At 70.2% G+C, this 16,907-nt stretch carries 16 protein-coding genes and 1 pseudogene; 7 read left to right on the forward strand and 10 right to left on the reverse strand.

Annotated elements, in window-relative coordinates; translation table 11 throughout:
• Positions 1-87 precede the first annotated feature (87 nt).
• Entirely contained in the window at positions 88-798 is a 711-nt protein-coding gene (locus OG390_RS29585; protein WP_406172509.1) for a DUF4232 domain-containing protein, read from the reverse strand.
• A gap of 213 nt (positions 799-1,011) precedes the next feature.
• Here OG390_RS29585 and OG390_RS29590 point away from each other — a divergent pair, with 213 nt between their 5' ends.
• Positions 1,012-2,334 carry a helix-turn-helix domain-containing protein gene (locus tag OG390_RS29590; RefSeq protein WP_406172510.1) on the forward strand — a complete coding sequence of 441 codons (1,323 nt, stop codon included), beginning with the start codon at positions 1,012-1,014 and terminating at the stop codon, positions 2,332-2,334.
• Between the two features lie 286 nt (positions 2,335-2,620).
• Here the strand turns inward: OG390_RS29590 and OG390_RS29595 are convergent, their stop codons facing one another.
• Positions 2,621-2,845, reverse strand: a complete 225-nt coding sequence (locus tag OG390_RS29595; protein WP_406172511.1) for a hypothetical protein — start codon at positions 2,843-2,845, stop codon at positions 2,621-2,623.
• Here OG390_RS29595 and OG390_RS29600 point away from each other — a divergent pair.
• Both OG390_RS29600 and OG390_RS29605 read left to right on the forward strand, forming a co-directional pair.
• Positions 2,844-3,251, forward strand: a complete 408-nt coding sequence (locus OG390_RS29600) for a DUF4232 domain-containing protein (RefSeq protein ID WP_406172512.1) — start codon at positions 2,844-2,846, stop codon at positions 3,249-3,251. The two genes, OG390_RS29595 and OG390_RS29600, sit on opposite strands and share 2 nt — an antisense overlap.
• Before the next feature lie 207 nt (positions 3,252-3,458).
• Positions 3,459-4,679: a PLP-dependent aminotransferase family protein gene (locus OG390_RS29605; RefSeq protein ID WP_406172513.1), complete on the forward strand. Its 1,221-nt coding sequence runs from the start codon at positions 3,459-3,461 to the stop codon at positions 4,677-4,679.
• A 101-nt stretch (positions 4,680-4,780) separates the two neighbouring features.
• Here OG390_RS29605 and OG390_RS29610 read toward each other — a convergent pair whose 3' ends face one another.
• Positions 4,781-5,026 (reverse strand): hypothetical protein, encoded by a 246-nt coding sequence (locus tag OG390_RS29610; protein WP_406172514.1) that lies wholly within the window; start codon positions 5,024-5,026, stop codon positions 4,781-4,783.
• A gap of 122 nt (positions 5,027-5,148) precedes the next feature.
• A complete protein-coding gene (locus OG390_RS29615; protein ID WP_406172515.1) occupies positions 5,149-6,030 on the reverse strand; it encodes a DUF4253 domain-containing protein in 882 nt (293 codons plus the stop codon).
• A gap of 165 nt (positions 6,031-6,195) precedes the next feature.
• Here OG390_RS29615 and OG390_RS29620 point away from each other — a divergent pair, with 165 nt between their 5' ends.
• Entirely contained in the window at positions 6,196-7,209 is a 1,014-nt protein-coding gene (locus OG390_RS29620) for an ArsR/SmtB family transcription factor (RefSeq protein ID WP_406172516.1), read from the forward strand.
• Here the strand turns inward: OG390_RS29620 and OG390_RS29625 are convergent.
• Both OG390_RS29625 and OG390_RS29630 read right to left on the reverse strand, forming a co-directional pair.
• The gene (locus OG390_RS29625; RefSeq protein WP_406172517.1) at positions 7,193-7,435 is read right to left on the reverse strand and encodes a DUF397 domain-containing protein; all 243 of its coding nucleotides are present in this window, start codon (positions 7,433-7,435) and stop codon (positions 7,193-7,195) included. The genes OG390_RS29620 and OG390_RS29625 overlap by 17 nt on opposite strands.
• Positions 7,432-7,962: pseudogene (locus tag OG390_RS29630) on the reverse strand (DUF5753 domain-containing protein); the annotation flags it as partial. The gene OG390_RS29625 and the pseudogene OG390_RS29630, both read right to left, overlap by 4 nt.
• Between OG390_RS29630 and OG390_RS29635 the strand changes: the two are divergent.
• Positions 7,962-8,162, forward strand: a complete 201-nt coding sequence (locus OG390_RS29635) for an ATP-binding protein (protein ID WP_406178380.1) — start codon at positions 7,962-7,964, stop codon at positions 8,160-8,162. The pseudogene OG390_RS29630 and the gene OG390_RS29635 sit on opposite strands and share 1 nt — an antisense overlap.
• A gap of 97 nt (positions 8,163-8,259) precedes the next feature.
• Here the strand turns inward: OG390_RS29635 and argS are convergent, their stop codons facing one another.
• Positions 8,260-10,023 carry an arginine--tRNA ligase gene (gene argS / locus OG390_RS29640; protein ID WP_406177915.1) on the reverse strand — a complete coding sequence of 588 codons (1,764 nt, stop codon included), beginning with the start codon at positions 10,021-10,023 and terminating at the stop codon, positions 8,260-8,262.
• A 291-nt stretch (positions 10,024-10,314) separates the two neighbouring features.
• Between argS and lysS the strand changes: the two genes are divergently transcribed.
• Entirely contained in the window at positions 10,315-12,054 is a 1,740-nt protein-coding gene (gene lysS / locus OG390_RS29645; RefSeq protein WP_406172518.1) for a lysine--tRNA ligase, read from the forward strand.
• A 69-nt stretch (positions 12,055-12,123) separates the two neighbouring features.
• On the opposite strand, the gene OG390_RS29650 is transcribed toward lysS, so the two are convergent.
• The 3 genes from OG390_RS29650 to OG390_RS29660 form a co-directional block, all read right to left on the reverse strand.
• Positions 12,124-13,509, reverse strand: coding sequence for a DUF2637 domain-containing protein (locus OG390_RS29650; RefSeq protein WP_406172519.1), 1,386 nt, complete (start codon positions 13,507-13,509; stop codon positions 12,124-12,126).
• Between the two features lie 163 nt (positions 13,510-13,672).
• Positions 13,673-14,533, reverse strand: coding sequence for a DUF3558 family protein (locus OG390_RS29655; protein WP_406172520.1), 861 nt, complete (start codon positions 14,531-14,533; stop codon positions 13,673-13,675).
• A 147-nt stretch (positions 14,534-14,680) separates the two neighbouring features.
• On the reverse strand, positions 14,681-15,511 hold the full coding sequence (locus OG390_RS29660) for a DUF3558 domain-containing protein (RefSeq protein WP_406172521.1): 831 nt from the start codon (positions 15,509-15,511) through the stop codon (positions 14,681-14,683).
• A 202-nt stretch (positions 15,512-15,713) separates the two neighbouring features.
• On the opposite strand from OG390_RS29660, the gene OG390_RS29665 reads away from it, so the two are divergent.
• Entirely contained in the window at positions 15,714-16,907 is a 1,194-nt protein-coding gene (locus OG390_RS29665; RefSeq protein WP_406172522.1) for an RtcB family protein, read from the forward strand.

The following is a 16,907-nucleotide window of genomic DNA, read 5'->3' on the forward strand; positions in this document are numbered from 1 at the left end:
GTCGGGCCCCCAACTCACCACAAGTACCCACTTATTGGTCGGCTGCTGACCATTTGGTAAGTGAGCCTCAGCGGCCCTCGGGTGCTCTCAGTAGGCCAGCGCGTCGTCCAGGCTCTGCTGCCAGTACGTCACGGTGAGCTTGTCGTCGACGTACACGCCCTTCGCGGGGAGCGCCGGCTGTGCGCTGCTGCCCTTGTCGAAACCGACCGTGAGGGTCTTGGCCGTGTAGCCGTTCCCGCCGCTGCCGTCGCCGGCGGAGAGGAGGACGCCCGCGTAGCCGGACTCACCGGGAGTGAGCGTGACGACCGCCTGGGGGTGGGTCTCCTCGGCCACCGGGGGGACCGCCTGGGCCTCGCCGAAGCGGGCGACGGGGTAGCCGGTGAGGTCGCAGTTCTTCGAGCCGGTGTTGGTGACGGTGAGGAGGAGGTGGTTGAGCGGGCGGGTGACTTCGGTGGCGGTGGTCTTGGTGTTGGCGCCGTTGCAGGGGGTGTTGCGGGTGGTGCCGCCACCGTTCGACGTGCCCGTGGATCCGCCGGTCGTGCCTCCGGTGCCCTTGCCCGTCGAGCCACCGGTGGAGCCACTCGTGGAGCCGCCCGTCGTGCCGCCGGTGTTCCCGGCCGGCTTCGCCGTCGAACCCCCGGCGGGCGCCGACCGGCTCGGCTGGGTGGAGGGCTTGGACGCGGAGGACGGGCCCTCGTCCCGTACGCCCTTCCCGTTGTCGCACGCCGAGAGGGCGAGCGCGGCGAGCGCGACCGTCGTGGCGGCGAGGAGACGAGTGCGGGTGGTGCGTGCGGACATGAGTGATCCCCCTGTGTGGTGTGGCTGGTTGAAGTGGCCGCTCGACCGGTCGAGGAGAGCGGCGTGCTTGGATGACCACAGCTTGTGCGGTGATCCGTCCCGGCCGCCACGGTTGCCGGGGTATTCGGGACGCCGGAACGTTCGCACGAGGTCTGACCTGGGGGAATGACATCCCCCTGGAACGCGGCCCGGGACACGGGGGGTGGAGGAACGGTGGCGGGGGACGAGTTCGCGGAGCTGCTGCGGGAGCTGAAGGAGCGGTCCGGACTCAGTTACGGGGTGCTCGGCAAGCGGCTGCATGTGAGTGCGTCGACGCTTCACCGGTACGTCAACGGGGATGCCGTACCGACGGATTACGCGCCCGTGGAGCGGTTGGCCCGGCTGTGCAAGGCGACTCCGGAGGAGCTGGTGGAGCTTCACCGGAGGTGGGTGCGGGCCGATGTGCTGCGGGGGCGCAAGGGGGTGGAGATCCCGGCGGCGGAGACTTCGGCCGCGGAAGCTCCGGCCGCACCCGATGTCGTACCGGAGCGGGAGCCGGAGCCGGAGCCGGAGCCGGAAGGTGTGGGCGGTGGGCGGCGGCGGGAGCCGGAAGGTGTGGGCGGTGGGCGGCGGCGGGAGCCGGAAGGTGTGGGCGGTGGGCGGCGGCGTACCGTCGCGCTCGCCGGCGCCGCTGTCGCTGCCGCCGTCGTGTCCGCCGCACTGGTCGTGACCCTTGTGCCCGGCAAGGGCGACGGCCGCGACGAGGGAAGGTCCGTGGGTGCCGCCGCCTCGCACACCTCCGGCCCGCCCGATGCCGGCGCCTCGTCCGGCGTGAAGCCCCCGTCCCCCTCGGTGTCCGCTTCGCGCAGTGGTAGTCCCGAGGCGTCCGCCTCGCGGGGCGGCGGAGCCGCGGTGCGGGACGGTGCCTCCCTCGACGTGGCACCCGAGGACGGCGCCACCGCGCCGGCCGTCGCCACCGATCCGTACAAGTGGGACGGCCCGTGCAGCCAGCACTACCTGGTGAACCGGAAGGCCGCGCAAGTGCCCCCGCCGCCGAACGAGTCGGACGCGCGCGGGTGGGTCACGGCGCTCGGCGGGGTCCCCGGCGAAGAGCAGATGGTCGCGCTGACGGTGCAGGGCACCGGGAAGGCCACCGTCGTACTGGATGCGCTGCATGTGCGCGTGGTGGGCAAGAGCGCGCCGCTCGCCTGGAACGACTACGCGATGGGCGTCGGGTGCGGCGGTGGCGTGGAGACCGCCTCGTTCCGCGTGGACCTCGACGCGGGGCGGCCCGTGACCACGCCCAAGGCCGGGCAGCGCGACTTCCCCTACAAGGTCAGCGAGTCCGATCCCGAGGTCTTCTACGTGTTCGCGGACGCGCGGGCGCACGACGTGAGCTGGTACCTGGAGCTGGACTGGTCCAGCGGAAACCGGCACGGGACGGTGCGGATCGACGACAAGGGGAAGGCGTTCCGCACGAGCGGCAACGCGGGACGGCCGGCGTACGACTATCCGCTGGGCGGGAGCGAGTGGGAGACGGCGGCTTCTGCCGGCTAGGGCCGGGCCCCGCGTCTTCGGCATGACCGCCGGACAGGCCCTGGGTCGCGGCCCTGGGTCGCGGTTCCTGAGGTGCTCTGTCACCGTCGTGCCACAGACCGCCGAACAGGTGAACCCCCGAAGCCCGCACTGCGCTCTGAAGCGACGAGTGCCGATGAGAGACAGGCACCTGAACTTCTACTTCGGGGGATTTCATGCAGAACGGGACGCAGCACCGGACGGGTATCCGCAGAGCCGCTCTGGCGATGGTGACCGCGTCGGCGGCCACCCTGCTCATGACCGCGTGTCAGCCGGGCGGCAGCGGGGCGGGGTCGGCGGCTTCACCGTCGGGCGTGCCGGCCAAGCCGGCGGCCTCCTCCGGTGCCCCGACGTCCGCGGCGTCGCGACCCGCCGGCACGGACGCGTCGACGCCGCCCGCGGTGAACGCCTCTCCCTCGGCCGCCGGCTCGGCTTCCGCGACGGCGACCGCCTCCGCGAAGACGTGTACCGCGTCGGACCTGGAGGCGTCCATGTACCAGGCCGGTGTCCGGCCGGAGGGCACCGGGACCGGAGCGGCGATCGTCGAGTTCACCAATGCGTCCGGCAAGCCGTGCCTCGTCCAGGGGCATCCGACGGTGGCGGGGGCGGGCAACGGTTCTCCGGAGAAGAACCGCCCGCTCAAGGTGACCCCGTCGGGCTCCGCGTCCAAGGTGCTGGTCGCACCGGGCGGCAAGGCCTGGACGAAGCTGACGTTCGTCCAGGTCCAGGGTGAGGCCGACGGCTACTGCGTGTCCGGATCGACGCCTGTCACCTATCCGACCCTGGTGGTGGGCCTCGCGGCCGCCGGGTCACACCAAGTCGCCCTCGACGACGGCGTCCTGGCCGAGTGTGACGACAAGGTGACCGTCACCGCCGTATCCGCGACGAAGCCTTCCTGAACTTCCTGGGCACTATCAAGTCCCCTGGAGAGTTGAGTTGTTGCCCGTTGAATGACCTCACTCTCCAGGGAGAGGCTTTATGGGACGGGCAGGGGCGGCGGCGAAGAAATCGCCCCGCGGTCCGTATCGCGGAATTGGCCGGTGTAGGCGACAGCTGTCTCCTTAGGCTTCCGTGCCGTAGTGGAGCCGTAGCAGAAGGAGCCCGCCGTGACCGTCGTCGAGAATGTTCCTGCCGCGAGTGGCAGTTCGTCCCCCGTGCCCCCGCTCGCCGCGCGGGTCGCCGAGGTCGGTGGGTCACCGGTGCGCGACATTCTCGCGGTCACGGCACGGCCCGAGGTGATCAACTTCGCGGGTGGGCTGCCCGCGCCGGAACTGTTCGACGCGGAGGGGATCGCCGCCGCGTACCGGGACGTGCTGGCGGAGGTGCCCGAGCGGGCGCTGCAGTACGCGACGACCGAGGGAGAGCCCGGGCTGCGGGCCGCGCTCGCCGAGCGCACGAGCCGGCGCGGTCTGGCGACCCGGGCCGACGAGATACTCGTGACCACCGGGTCGCAGCAGGCACTGTCCCTGCTGGCCACCGCGCTGCTCGAACCCGGCGACGCCGTGCTCGTCGAAGACCCCTGCTATCTGGCGGCACTTCAGGCGTTCCGGTTCGCGGGAGCCCGGGTGATCGCCGTGCCGGGCGACGCGGACGGCATCGATCCGCGGGCACTGGAGGAACTGGTGACACGGGAGCGGCCCAAGCTGCTCTACACCGTGCCGACCTTCCAGAACCCGACCGGCCGCACCATGGCGGCCGAGCGGCGGGCCGCCGTCGCCTCCGTGGCCGCGCGGCGCGGGCTGTGGATCATCGAGGACGACCCTTACGGGGAGCTCCGCTTCGAGGGCGAGCGGGTGCCGTGGATCGCCTCGTACGACGGCGCCGTGGACCGGACCGTGCTCCTCGGGTCGTTCTCGAAGGTGATGGCGCCCGGGATGCGGCTCGGCTGGCTGCGCGCGCCCGCCGCGCTGCGCCGGGCCTGCGCCGTCGCCAAGCAGGCCGCCGACCTGCACACCCCGACCGTCAACCAGCTCGCCGCCGCACGCTACTTGGCCGACCGGGGCCTGGACGCCCATGTGGCCCGGGTCGCGGGCGTCTACCGCGAGCGGCGTGACGCCATGCTCGCCGACATCGCCGACGCCCTGCCGGCCGGGTCCACGTGGACCCGGCCCGAGGGCGGCATGTTCCTCTGGGCGCGACTGCCGGAGTCGTACGACACCACGGTCCTGCTCCCGCGCGTGGTGGAGCAGGACGTGGCGTACGTGCCCGGGGCGCCGTTCTACGCGGGCACGCCGGACGCGTCGACGTTGCGGCTGTGCTTCGTCACGCAGACCCCGGACGAGATCGGCGAGGGGCTGCGACGGTTGGGGAAGGGGCTGCGCGGCTAGGGACGATCGTCAGTCTCCGTACGGCCGCCCCGTCCTCTTACGGACGTCGGCCCATCCTGTCCACCACCCCGACTTCACGAGGTCCTTGACCTCCGTGAACCTCACGCCGCGCTGCTCCTTGCCGTCCACGACCTTCCCCGCCGTGTGGCCCCTCTGGCGAGGCCCAGGTAGGCATAGGTGTCCCGGTCGAAGACGAGGCCGAAGGGCATCTTGGGGTAGGAGATCCCGATGCCGTGCCGGCCGAGGGCATCCACCTCGTCGTCGACGATTTTGATGCGGGGCAGCTTCGCGACGGCCTCGAACGCGGCAGCCTGCAGGCCCGGCGGCATGACCCGCGGGCCGCGCATAGCAGCACCGCGTCTACGTACGCCTTATGGATTTCCCTCGAAGACGCGGGCATGGTCGTCTGCTGTTGGCCGATGGCCGCGATCGAGTTCCCAACCTCGTGCTCCCCCCGTCCCGTGGGGACTCAGTCCCACCAGAACTGCCAGACCTGCTTGCCCAGCACCTCCTGTACCGCGTAGGCGCGCAGGACCTCGTGGTAGCCCTGTGTGACGTTATCCGGGCAGAAGGCGAAGTGCTCGGCGGCGACCGCCTCGGCCTCGGCCTGTGTCGTGGGCGGGGCCGCCACCGAGAGGACCAGCTGGTCGAAGGTGAGGGCCACGACCCGTATGCCGAAGCGGTCCTCCCAGGAGCGCAGGACCGCGCACAGGCGCGCCACGTCATCCTCGTAGTTCAGGGGCCCCGTCCAGCCGATCGCCGCCGGGATGTCCGCGCTGCGGCGCGCAGGGACGAGCGCCAGACGTGGCTCCTTCATCCAAGTGCCGCTGTCCGTGAGGGAGTCGGCGATCTCGGCGGCGCGGGTGTCCGGGTCGGCGTCCTGCTCGGTGGCCGGCGCGAGGCCCGGCCACTGGGGGCCGCACGGCGCGACCTTCTCGTCGTATGTCTTCGGCTCCCCGAAGATCTCGATGACCCTTTCCTTGCCGGGGTAGTCCTCGTCGGTGCCCAGCTCGTCCGCCGCGTACTCCTCCCAGAACTCCGCCAGCACCTCCTCGGCATCGTGATCCCCGGGATACGACACCTCGTCGGGCATCAACTCCCAGTCCTCCGGCCCGCCTTGGGTGCTGCCCACGTCTATCAGCAGCGGAAGCAGGCCGGCGGCGCGCGGAGCGTTCTGCTGCGCGGCCCAGTCGCCGGGGGACGCGGACGCGTCGGCGTGCCACAGCAGCGGCTCGTGCCACGGACCGTCGTTCGTCGCGTCGATCAGTCTCCCGGCCGGGAGTTCAAGCCCGAGCTCGCGCCCGCTCGGGTCGGCCGCCAGCAGGGGCAGCGGGTTGGGAAGAGTCGCCATGTCGGTGACTGTAGGGGCAGGCACTGACACAGGCGTGCGTGGGCCGCCATGCCTCCCCCGCGCGGCATGGCGGCCGTTCCCCCCTGGGCTCATAATTCTTGGGTTCGGAGGGACACGCGATGGTTTCGGTTCTGGCCGAACCGTGCCGAGGTGGGTGGTGGCGGAATGCTGCGGGTGCACTTCACGGCCGAGGACCTGTTACGGGTGTCGTTCGCGCCCGAACCCGCCCCGCTGATGGAACTCGGCTTCGCCGTAGCCATGTTGCGGCGCCATGACACCCCCGCCGTCCTCAGGCGCTGGCGGCACCGCGCCCACGCGGCCTTCCCGGACGAGGCCAGGCCTCTGCTCGACCTCATCCCGCCCTCCGCCAGGAGCCCCTTGTTCCTCGACCCCCTGAGCTCTGGTCTGGAGGACGGCCTCGACACCGTCCTGCGCACCCCGTCCGACCGTGTCCGCGCCGAACTGGACCGCCGTGTACCGGACGTCCTCGCCCCCACTCCTTGGCTGCGCCGGATCGCCGACGGTGACCGCGAGGCCTGGACCGACCTCGAACGCGCCCTGCGCAGCGCGTACGGCAGGCTGCTGGCGGAGGCGTGGCCGACCGTCCGGGCCGCCTTCGACGCGGAACGGGCGTGGAGGACCAAACTGTTGGGCCAGCACGGCATCCGCACCACCCTGGCGGGGCTGTGGCCCGGCGGACGGTGGGAGGGGACTGTTCTGGTGTACGACGAGGTGGGCGGCCGGGGTGCGACGGTGGACGCGGTCCTGTCCGGGCGCGGGCTCGTCCTGCTCCCGTCCACCCTGTGGACCGGACGCCCCATGATCTCCCGGCACGAGGACGGCCCGGGCATCCTGCTCTACCCGGCGGCGGCTCCGCTCCCGCTGCACGAGCAGCGCGCGGCCGTCTCCGACGGGGAGCGAGGAGGCCCGCTCGGTGCGCTCCTCGGCCGCACGCGCGCCGCCGCCCTGGAACTCCTCGTACGCCGGCGCACGACCAGCGACCTCGCCCGCGAACTCGACATCAGCAAGTCCTCGGCGTCGGAACACGCGAAAGCCTTGCGGGACGCCCGTCTGATCACAACTCAACGGGAGGGCAAGGCCGTTCGGCACGAGTGCACGCCGTTGGGGCTGGAGCTGCTGACGGGGGCGGGGACGGAGACCGTCACCTCGTGGCGGTGAAGGCCGCCCAGGCGGCGGGGCTGACGGCGAGGGTGGGGCCGCTGTCGGGGTTGTTCTTGGAGTCGCGGATGTGGATGGTGTGGGGGCAGGTGGCGATCTCGACGCATTGGCCGCCCTCGTCGCCGCTGTAGCTGGACTTGCGCCAGGTGTAGGCGACTTCGAGGCAGGCGCCGCCCTCGCTGCCGCTGTAGGTCGACTTGAACCACTGAAGTGCTTCGGCGCTCATTGCTCTCCTAGTAGGCGGTCGAGCAGGCCCATGGAATCCTGCGTGGTCAAGGCCTGCGTCCGCAGCATCGCATACTTGCGCGCCAGGATGGACACCTCATCCGGGCCGGAGACCCACTGGCTGCCGCGCTGCGACTCGGTGTAGGCGAGGTGTTGGTGATCCGGGGTCTCCAGGAGGATGAAGGGGCCGTCGAGCCCGGCATGGTACGGGCTGTTCAGCGGGAGGAACTGCAAGGCCAGGCCCGGGAGTTCCGCTACTGCGCGCAGGCGGCGGAGCTGCTCGGCGCGTACCTCCGGGCCGCCGATCGTCAGGTGCAGCACCGGCTCCCAGACGATGAAGCTGAGCGTGGGCGGGATCCCGCGTTGCAGGATCTCCTGGCGCTCCATGCGGGCCGCCGTACGGGTCTCGACCTCGTCCTCGTCGTACGCCGGTACGCGGTTGCGCAGTACGCCGCGTGCGTACGCCTCGGTCTGGAGCAGGCCGGGCAGGACCATGGCGTCGTACCAGGACAGGGCGATGGCCTCGCGTGTTCCTGAGGTACGGCGGCCGCGGTGACGCGCTGCGTGTGGAGGTGCACGACAGCGGCGGTGGCATCCCACGCATTGCCGACGAGGCCGATGAGGGCGGACGCGGGCTGCTGCCGGTGGCCGCGCTCTCCGACAAGTGGGGGTGGGAGGAGCGGGACCCCGGGAAGGTGGTGTGGTCCGAGTTCGCAGCCGACGCGTAGCGCCCTCTACTCGGGTCGCGGAAGCACGACACTGGCAAAGAAGCGGGCGGCCCCGACGCTCACGCCGCAACCGGCGCTCGGCCCGGCCGACCCCGTGTCAGAGCCGCTCGGGCGTCCTGATGCCCAGCAGGGCCATGCCCTGGTGCAGGGTGCGGGCCGTGAGGTCGCACAGGAACAGGCGGTTCTCGACCTGGGCCGGGGTGTCCGCCTTCAGGACCGGGCACTCCGAGTAGAAGGTCGTGTAGTGGGATGCCAGCTGGTAGAGGTACGCGGCCAGCTTGTGCGGCGCGTACTCCTGCGCGACCTCCGCGACCGTCTCCGCGAAGCGGTCCAGGTGCAGGCCCAATGCGCGCTCGGCGGCAGCCAGTTCGAGCTCCGGGTGGGGGGCCGGGCGGACCTCGCCCGCCTTGCGGAGGATCGACTGGATACGGGCGTACGCGTACTGGAGGTACACCGACGTGTCGCCGTTGAGCGAGACCATCTGGTCCAGGTCGAACTTGTAGTCGCGGTTCGCGGACGTCGACAGGTCCGCATACTTCACCGCGCCGATACCGACCTGCCCACCCCGCTCCGCGATCTCCTCCTCGGACAGGTCCTGGGCCTTCTCCCGTACGACGGCGGAGGCACGCTCGATCGCCTCGTCCAGCAGATCCACCAGCCGCACCGTCTCGCCCTCACGGGTCTTGAACGGCTTGCCGTCCTTGCCGAGGACCGTGCCGAAGGCGAGCTGGTGCGCCTTCACGTCGTCGCTCAGCCAGCCCGCCCTGCGCGCGGTCTCGAAGACCATCTTGAAGTGCAGGGACTGGCGGGCGTCCACCACGTACAGGAGCGTCGAGGCCTTCAGGTTGAAGACGCGGTCCCTGATCGCGGAGAGGTCCGTCGCCGCGTAGCCGTAGCCGCCGTCCGACTTCTTCACGATCAGCGGGACCGGGTTGCCGTCCGGGCCCTTGACGTCGTCGAAGAACACGCACAGCGCGCCGTCGGAGCGGACCGCCACGCCCGACTCCTCCAGGAGGCGGCATGTCTCGTCCAGCATGTCGTTGTAGCCGGACTCGCCGACCACGTCCGCGTCGTTGATCTCCATGTCCAGCTTGTCGAAGACCGAGTTGAAGTAGATCTTCGACTCGTCGACGAACACCTGCCAGAGGGCCACGGTCTCCGGCTCGCCCGCCTGGAGGTCCACCACCCGGCGCCGCGCCCGCGTCTTGAAGTCCTCGTCGGAGTCGAAGACCGCCCGCGCGGCTTTGTACAGCCGGTTCAGGTTCGACATGGCCTCCTCGCCGGAGACCTCGCCGCTCTTCTTGTGGTCCAGCTCGTGGGGGTGCTCGATCAGGTACTGGATGAGCATGCCGAACTGGGTCCCCCAGTCGCCGATGTGGTGGCGCCGGATGACGGACTCGCCGGTGAATTCCAGGATCTGGACGACCGCGTCGCCGATCACCGCCGACCGCAGGTGACCTACGTGCATCTCCTTCGCCACGTTCGGCTGCGCGTAGTCGATCACCGTCGTGCCCGGGTGCTCCGCGAACGGCACGCCGAGGCGCTCGCCGTCCGCGTACCGCGCCGCCAGGTTCTCGGTGATCGCCTTGTCGGTGATCGTGACGTTCAGGAAGCCGGGCCCGGAGACCTCGACATCCTTGATCACGTCGCCCGTGGTGATCCGCTCGACGACCTGTGTCGCCAGGTCCCGCGGGTTCGCCTTCGCCTTCTTCGCGAGGGCCAGGATCCCGTTGGCCTGGAAGTCGGCCCGGTCGCTTCGTCGCAGCAGCGGGTCCGCGGAACCGGCCTCCGGCAGGGCTGCCGAGAGGGCGTCCGCGAGGCGCTGGTGGACGGAAGCGGTGAGGGACGTGACCGAGGCCATGGAGTGGGTGCCGTTCTCCTCGAAGGATTCAGATGGACCTGGCCAGTATCCCATGGGGGGACAAGCGGATTTCGCGCTCCGTGTCCGGCCGTGCGACGTGTGCCGACCGCTGTCGTGGGGGTCGGACTCCGACGTGACTCCGACGGCTGCGGGTGCGTGGTGCCCCGCCCTCCCCGTGGGGGCAGTCCGTCTTCCGGGTGGGCACGAGGCTGTGAAAAGCCGTTTTCGCGGTTCCCGGCGTTGCTGGGAGAATGGTGCGGTCAGCCGTACTGGCGTATCAGAAAGAAGGACGTGCCGATCGTGGCTCAGAGCACCGAGACCACCGACTGGGTCTCCCGTTACGCGGATGAGGTCATCGAGGAGTCGGAGCGTCGGGCCCCGGGCAAACCCGTCGTCGTCGCGTCCGGACTCTCCCCCTCCGGCCCGATCCACCTGGGCAATCTCCGGGAGGTCATGACGCCGCACCTCGTCGCCGACGAGATCCGGCGACGTGGGTACACCGTGCGCCATCTGCTCTCCTGGGACGACTACGACCGCTACCGCAAGGTCCCGGCCGGTGTCCCCGGCATCGACGAGTCCTGGGCCGAGCACATCGGCAAGCCGCTGACCTCCGTGCCGGCTCCGGCGGGCTCGGAGTACCCGAACTGGGCCGAGCACTTCAAGGCCGCGATGATCAAGGCGCTGGCCGAGCTCGGCGTCGAGTACGACGGGATCAGCCAGACCGAGCAGTACACCTCGGGCGCCTATCGCGAGCAGGTTCTCTTCGCGATGAAGCACCGCGGTGACATCGACGCCATCCTCGACCAGTACCGGACCAAGAAGGCCCCGGCCAAGAAGCAGGGCCAGAAGCCGGTGGACGAGGCGGAGCTGGAAGCCGCCGAGGGGTCCGGGGCCGCCGCCGAGGACGACGGCAGCTCGGCCGCCGGGTACTACCCGTACAAGCCCTACTGCGGGCAGTGCGAGAAGGACCTGACGACCGTCACGGCGTACGACGACGAGACCACCGAGCTGACGTACACCTGCTCCGCCTGCGGCTTTTCCGAGACCGTGCGGCTGAGTGAGTTCAACCGCGGCAAGCTGGTCTGGAAGGTCGACTGGCCGATGCGCTGGGCCCACGAGGGCGTGATCTTCGAGCCGAGCGGTGTCGACCACTCGTCCCCGGGGTCCAGCTTCCAGGTCGGCGGGCAGATCGTCGGGATCTTCGGCGGCAAGCAGCCGATCGGCCCGATGTACGCCTTCGTCGGCATCAGCGGCATGGCCAAGATGTCCAGCAGCAAGGGCGGGGTGCCCACCCCGGCCGACGCGCTCCAGATCATGGAGCCGCAGTTGCTGCGCTGGCTGTACGCCCGCCGTCGGCCCAACCAGTCGTTCAAGATCGCCTTCGACCAGGAGATCCAGCGGCTGTACGACGAGTGGGACAAGCTGGCGGGGAAGGTGGCCGACGGGTCCGTGCTCGCGGCCGACGCGGCCGCGTACGCCCGTGCCGTCGGCACCGCGGCCGGGGAACTGCCCAGGACGCCCCGCCCGATGCCGTACCGCACCCTCGCCTCCGTCGCCGATGTCACCGCCGGCCACCAGGACCAGGCTCTGCGGATCCTGAGCGAGCTCGACCCCGAGAACCCGCTCACCTCGCTCGACGAGGTCCGGCCCCGGCTCGACAGGGCCGAGACCTGGATCAACACACAGGTTCCGGCCGAGGAGCGCACCGTCGTGCGCGACGAGCCCGACGTGGAACTGCTGAAGTCGCTCGACGACCAGGGGCGCGAGTCGCTGCGGCTGCTGCTGGAGGGGCTGGAGGAGAACTGGTCCCTCGACGGCCTCACCCACCTCGTCTACGGCGTCCCCAAGGTCCAGGCCGGCTTCTCCGTCGACGCCACCGCCAAGGAGCTGCCGCCGGAGATCAAGGTGGCCCAGCGCACGTTCTTCGCGCTGCTGTACCACCTGCTGGTCGGGCGGGACACCGGGCCGCGGCTGCCCACGCTGCTGCTGGCCGTGGGGCAGGACCGGGTGCGCAAGCTGCTGGGCGCGTAGCGGTCTCGGCCGTACGACGGAGGGGGCGCCCGGTGATCACCGGGCGCCCCCTCCGTCGTACGTCGGTACTCAGGCGATGTGGTCCTCCTCCAGTTCCGCGTTGAAGCGGTTCTGGAAGCGGTTCATGTAGCGCCTCAGCTCGCTGTCGGTGAGGGTGACGCCGTAGGTGGCCTCGACGTTGTTGCCGAACTCACCCTTCGTGGGCAGGCCCTGGCCGTTTATCGACTGGCGGAACACCTGGTAGAAGCTCTCCTCGCGGGTCTTCTCGTCGGCCAGCGGGGACTGCTCCTCCCTCGGGGCCGGGATGGGGAGCTGCTCCGGCTCGGGGGCGGCGCCCTCGCCCAGCTGGCGGGTGCGGCCGGGGCCCGCGGGGATGGGGAAGCTGCCCGTCTCCTCCGGGCCGGGCTCGTACGCCTGCGCCTGCTGCTCCTCGTACCACTGCCAGCCCTCTTGCTCCTGGGCGTACGACGGGTCGTACGGGGGTTGGTACGCGGGGTCGTAGCCGCCCTCGTAGACGACGTTCTGCTCGGGGGGTGCGAACCAGGGGCTCTGGTCGGGGTCCTGGGGGCTGTCCAGTTGCTGTGGGTCCTGGTTGCCCTCGGGGTTTCGGCGCTGCTCGCCGGGAGGTACCGCTCTCTGGGGGACAGGCGTCGCCGCAGCGGCACGATGGCCCGCAACCATGTCGAGTTCGGGGGCGAGTGCCGCCCCGGCGGCACGGTCGCCCGCAGCCGGCTCGGATTGCGGAGCCGGAGGCAGGAGCGCGGGCTCGATCCCCGCCGCCGCCAGCCCCGAGGGCGCGGTCTGCGCGAGCGGGACGCCGTACCGGGCGAGCCGCAGTGGCATCAGGCTCTCCACCGGGGCCTTGCGGCGCCACGCGCGGCCGAAGCGGGAGTGGAGGCGGGCCTGGTAGACGAGACGGTCCTGCTCCAGCTTGATGACCTGTTCGTAGGAGCGCAGCTCCCACAGCTTCATACGGCGCCACAGGAGGAAGGTGGGGACCGGGGAGAGCAGCCAGCGGGTGAGGCGGACGCCCTCCATGTGCTTGTCGGCGGTGATGTCCGCGATCCGGCCGATCGCGTGCCGGGCCGCCTCGACCGACACCACGAAGAGCACCGGGATGACGGCGTGCATGCCGACCCCCAGCGGGTCCGGCCAGGCCGCCGCGCCGTTGAACGCGATCGTCGCGACCGTCAGCAGCCATGCCGTCTGGCGCAGCAGCGGGAAGGGGATGCGGATCCAGGTCAGCAGCAGATCCAGGGCGAGCAGGACGCAGATGCCCGCGTCGATGCCGATCGGGAAGACGTACGCGAAGTTCCCGAAGCCCTTCTTCAGGGCAAGCTCGCGCACCGCCGCGTACGAACCGGCGAAGCCGATCCCCGCGATGATGAGCGCACCGGCGACGACCACGCCGATGAGAACGCGGTGCATCCGTGTGAGCTGAATGGGCGCGGCCACCCGTACTCCCCTCCCATTGCGCGTTGTTGCGGGCAACAGGGTGGCACATGTGTGCGGCGTACGGGTGGGCGGTACGGCAGGAGCCCGGTCCCCGCGGGGGCCGGGCTCCTGCAAATGGCTTGGTGGGGCTACGGGTTGAGCCCCGGGCGGAGCCGGATGTCCGTCAGCTCTTCTTGGTCGCGGACTTGGACGGCGACGCCGACTTGGACGGCGAAGCGGACTTCGACGCCGATGTGGACGGGGAAGCCGACTTCGACGGGGAGGAGCTCGCCGTGGAGCCCCCGTCCTGGTTCGCGGCGGACACCGCGGCCACCGCCTCCTTCGCGGCCTTCTCGGCCGCCTTCAGCAGGTCGGCGGGGTTCGGGGTCTTCTCGCCCGCCAGGCCGGCACCGTTGTAGTCGAGCGTGACGACGACGTTCTCGACCCGGGTCACGATCGTCTGCTGCTTGAAGGAGCCTTCCTTCTTCTTCAGGTCGTAGCTCACGGCCGTCGCCTCGTCGCCCGTCCCGGACACCGGCTGCGACTTGGTGTTCTTGGCGCCCGCCACCGACCGGGCGCCCGTGACCTGCTTCTCGAAGTAGTTGTGCGCGAGCCGGCCGCCCTCGCCGCGCGAGTCCGAGTCGAAACGCAGCAGGGCCACGTTCAGCCAGCGGAACTGCGAGCCCTTCACGCCGTTGTTGTCGAGGCTGCTCCAGTAGCAGTTGCCGCGTGTCGCGACATCGTCCGACTTGCCCTCCTTGCCGGACTTGCTGCCCTTTGGAACCAGTTCGCCCAGCGTCTTCTTCGACAGCACCGAACAGGGGTCGGGCAGCGTCGCGTACGCCGCCGGCTTGACGGCGTTCGCCGAGGCACTCGCGGACGCCTTCGCGTCGGGGCTCGAACCGGCACTCTTCTTGGCGTCGTCGCCGGAGCCGGAGTCCGAGGAACAACCGGCGGCGACAAGCATCACCGGAACGGCGGCTGCGCTGACGAGGATGCGGGTGAGTCGCGGTGCTCGGCCTACTCGCTGTACTGGTCGGTGCATGGTTCCTTCACTCGTGGCGCTCGTGGTGCGGCCGCACATGGAACGTGCGACCGGTCGGGTCCGAGGGGCCACGGTACGCGGTGAGGCGGCTGCGCGTTTCCGGTTCGAGGGGTTTGAGCGAGGGGGCCGGGAGGCGCCGCGGGCCCCCTATCCGTTGAGCGTGTCCGCGAGCTTCTGCGCCAGTTTCCGCGCCCTGTCCTGCATTTCCTTGCTGTCCGGAGCGTCGGTGGAAGCGGTCGGCTGCTCGGCGTACTCGATCGTCACGATCACATTCGACGTGCGGAACACCACAGTCACCGTGCGCTGCTGGGCCGCCGAGGACGCCGAGCTCAGCTTGTCGTTCAGGAACGCCTCGTCGCCCAGACCGTCGAGCGTACGGGGCTGGAGATCGGCCGGGGTCTCGGTCGGGGAGGCGGTCGCGGACGAGGAGGAGGACGGGGACGAGGAGGGGGACGCGGACGAGGAGGGGGAGGAAGGGGTCGCGGTGTCGGTGCTCGCGGTCGAACCGGAACTGGAGTCGGCCGGCTCGGGAAGGTCGGCCGTCGTCTCCTCGCCCCCGTAGATCTCCTCGGCCTTGTTGGCGTCGCTCACCGCGTTGTCGTACGAGACCACGCGCTGGAAGTCGATGAGAAGGTGATCGGTGGCGGACGTGGACTCCACCTTCCAGCGGCAGCCGTCGCGCCGGTCCGTGTCGTAGGTGAGCGTGGCCTCGCCGTCGTATGCCTTGTCGCGCGTGTCCGCGTCCGCGATCTGCTTGATCCCGGGGAGCATCGAGTCGAGGCTGTCGTGCCCGACCGCGCCGCAGGCCTCCGGGAGCGTGCGGTACTTGCCGGGCTGGGCCGCGGGTGCCGTCGTACTCGTGTCGCTCCCCTTGGAGTCGTCCGCCGAGCCGCCGCTGCTGCCCGAACTGCCCGTGCAGCTCACCAGCAGTGCCGCGAGGAGCACGGCGATGCCGGGTACGTACGCCTTCCGCTGCACGGTCAGGCTCCTCTCGACGGTTACCGACGGACCTGCGGCCGGGGTGTCCGGTGGTTATTCGGTTGCCGCGTGGGGGCGGCCCCTGGAGACAATGTGTATCGCACGCACTGCCGTGAACGCCGGTCCGTTGTCCCATACGTCGACCTTGGCGCCGGTTTTGCGATTTATGACTTCTGCTGTTTTTCGGGGGAATGAGGACAATATGTCGTACGTAGAGGTTCCGGGGGCGAAGGTTCCCATCCGCATGTGGACCGACCCGGCGTCGGTCGAGGACGTCGCACTGCGCCAGCTCCAGAACGTGGCCACCCTGCCCTGGATCAAGGGCCTGGCCGTCATGCCCGATGTGCATTACGGGAAGGGCGCGACCGTCGGCTCCGTCATCGCCATGCGGGACGCGGTGTGTCCCGCGGCGGTGGGGGTCGACATCGGGTGCGGGATGTCCGCGGTCAAGACCTCGCTCACGACCAATGATCTGCCGGGGGATCTGTCTCGGCTCCGGTCGAAGATCGAGGAGGCCATTCCGGTGGGGCGGGGGATGCATGAGTCCCCGGTCGAGCCGGGGCGCTTCCATGCGATGGCCACGGCCGGGTGGGACGACTTCTGGGGGCGGTTCGACGGGGTCGCCGAGGCGGTGAAGTTCCGTCAGGAGCGCGCCACGAAGCAGATGGGAACCCTCGGGTCGGGCAACCACTTTGTCGAGGTCTGCACCGATACGACGGGAGATGTCTGGTTGATGCTGCACTCCGGTTCGCGGAACATCGGCAAGGAACTGGCCGAGTACCACATCGGTGTGGCGCAGAAGCTCCCGCACAACCAGGGTCTGGTCGACCGTGACCTCGCGGTCTTCGTCGCGGACACTCCGCAGATGGCGGCGTACCGCAACGACCTGTTCTGGGCGCAGGAGTACGCGAAGCACAACCGCGCCCTCATGATGGCGCTCCTGAAGGACGTGGTCCGCAAGGAGTTCAAGAAGGCGAAGCCGACCTTCGAGCAGGAGATCTCCTGCCACCACAACTATGTGGCGGAGGAGCGCTACGAGGGCATGGACCTGCTCGTGACCCGCAAGGGCGCGATCCGCGCGGGCTCCGGCGAGTACGGGATCATCCCGGGCTCGATGGGCACGGGTTCGTACATCGTGAAGGGCCTCGGCAACGAGAAGGCGTTCAACTCGGCGTCGCACGGCGCGGGTCGGCGGATGAGCCGCAACGCGGCGAAGCGTCGCTTCTCGACGCGCGACCTGGAAGAGCAGACCCAGGGCGTCGAGTGCCGCAAGGACTCCGGTGTCGTGGACGAGATCCCGGGCGCCTACAAGCCGATCGAGAAGGTCATCGACCAGCAGCGCGACCTCGTGGAGGTCGTGGCGAAGCTGAAGCAGGTCGTCTGCGTGAAGGGCTGA

It is taken from the genome of Streptomyces sp. NBC_00996 (assembly GCF_045162675.1).
Lineage (GTDB): Bacteria > Actinomycetota > Actinomycetes > Streptomycetales > Streptomycetaceae > Streptomyces.

What these genes read in the sequence shown, in the direction of transcription:
- OG390_RS29585 (WP_406172509.1), bottom strand. Translation starts at nt 798, where the DNA reads ATGTCCGCACGCACCACCCGCACTCGTCTCCTCGCCGCCACGACGGTC.
- OG390_RS29600 (WP_406172512.1), top strand. Translation starts at nt 2,844, where the DNA reads ATGTACCAGGCCGGTGTCCGGCCGGAGGGCACCGGGACCGGAGCGGCG.
- OG390_RS29595 (WP_406172511.1), bottom strand. Translation starts at nt 2,845, where the DNA reads ATGGACGCCTCCAGGTCCGACGCGGTACACGTCTTCGCGGAGGCGGTC.
- OG390_RS29610 (WP_406172514.1), bottom strand. Translation starts at nt 5,026, where the DNA reads ATGCGCGGCCCGCGGGTCATGCCGCCGGGCCTGCAGGCTGCCGCGTTC.
- OG390_RS29615 (WP_406172515.1), bottom strand. Translation starts at nt 6,030, where the DNA reads ATGGCGACTCTTCCCAACCCGCTGCCCCTGCTGGCGGCCGACCCGAGC.
- OG390_RS29620 (WP_406172516.1), top strand. Translation starts at nt 6,196, where the DNA reads ATGCTGCGGGTGCACTTCACGGCCGAGGACCTGTTACGGGTGTCGTTC.
- OG390_RS29625 (WP_406172517.1), bottom strand. Translation starts at nt 7,435, where the DNA reads ATGAGCGCCGAAGCACTTCAGTGGTTCAAGTCGACCTACAGCGGCAGC.
- argS (WP_406177915.1), bottom strand. Translation starts at nt 10,023, where the DNA reads ATGGCCTCGGTCACGTCCCTCACCGCTTCCGTCCACCAGCGCCTCGCG.
- OG390_RS29655 (WP_406172520.1), bottom strand. Translation starts at nt 14,533, where the DNA reads ATGCACCGACCAGTACAGCGAGTAGGCCGAGCACCGCGACTCACCCGC.
- OG390_RS29665 (WP_406172522.1), top strand. Translation starts at nt 15,714, where the DNA reads ATGTCGTACGTAGAGGTTCCGGGGGCGAAGGTTCCCATCCGCATGTGG.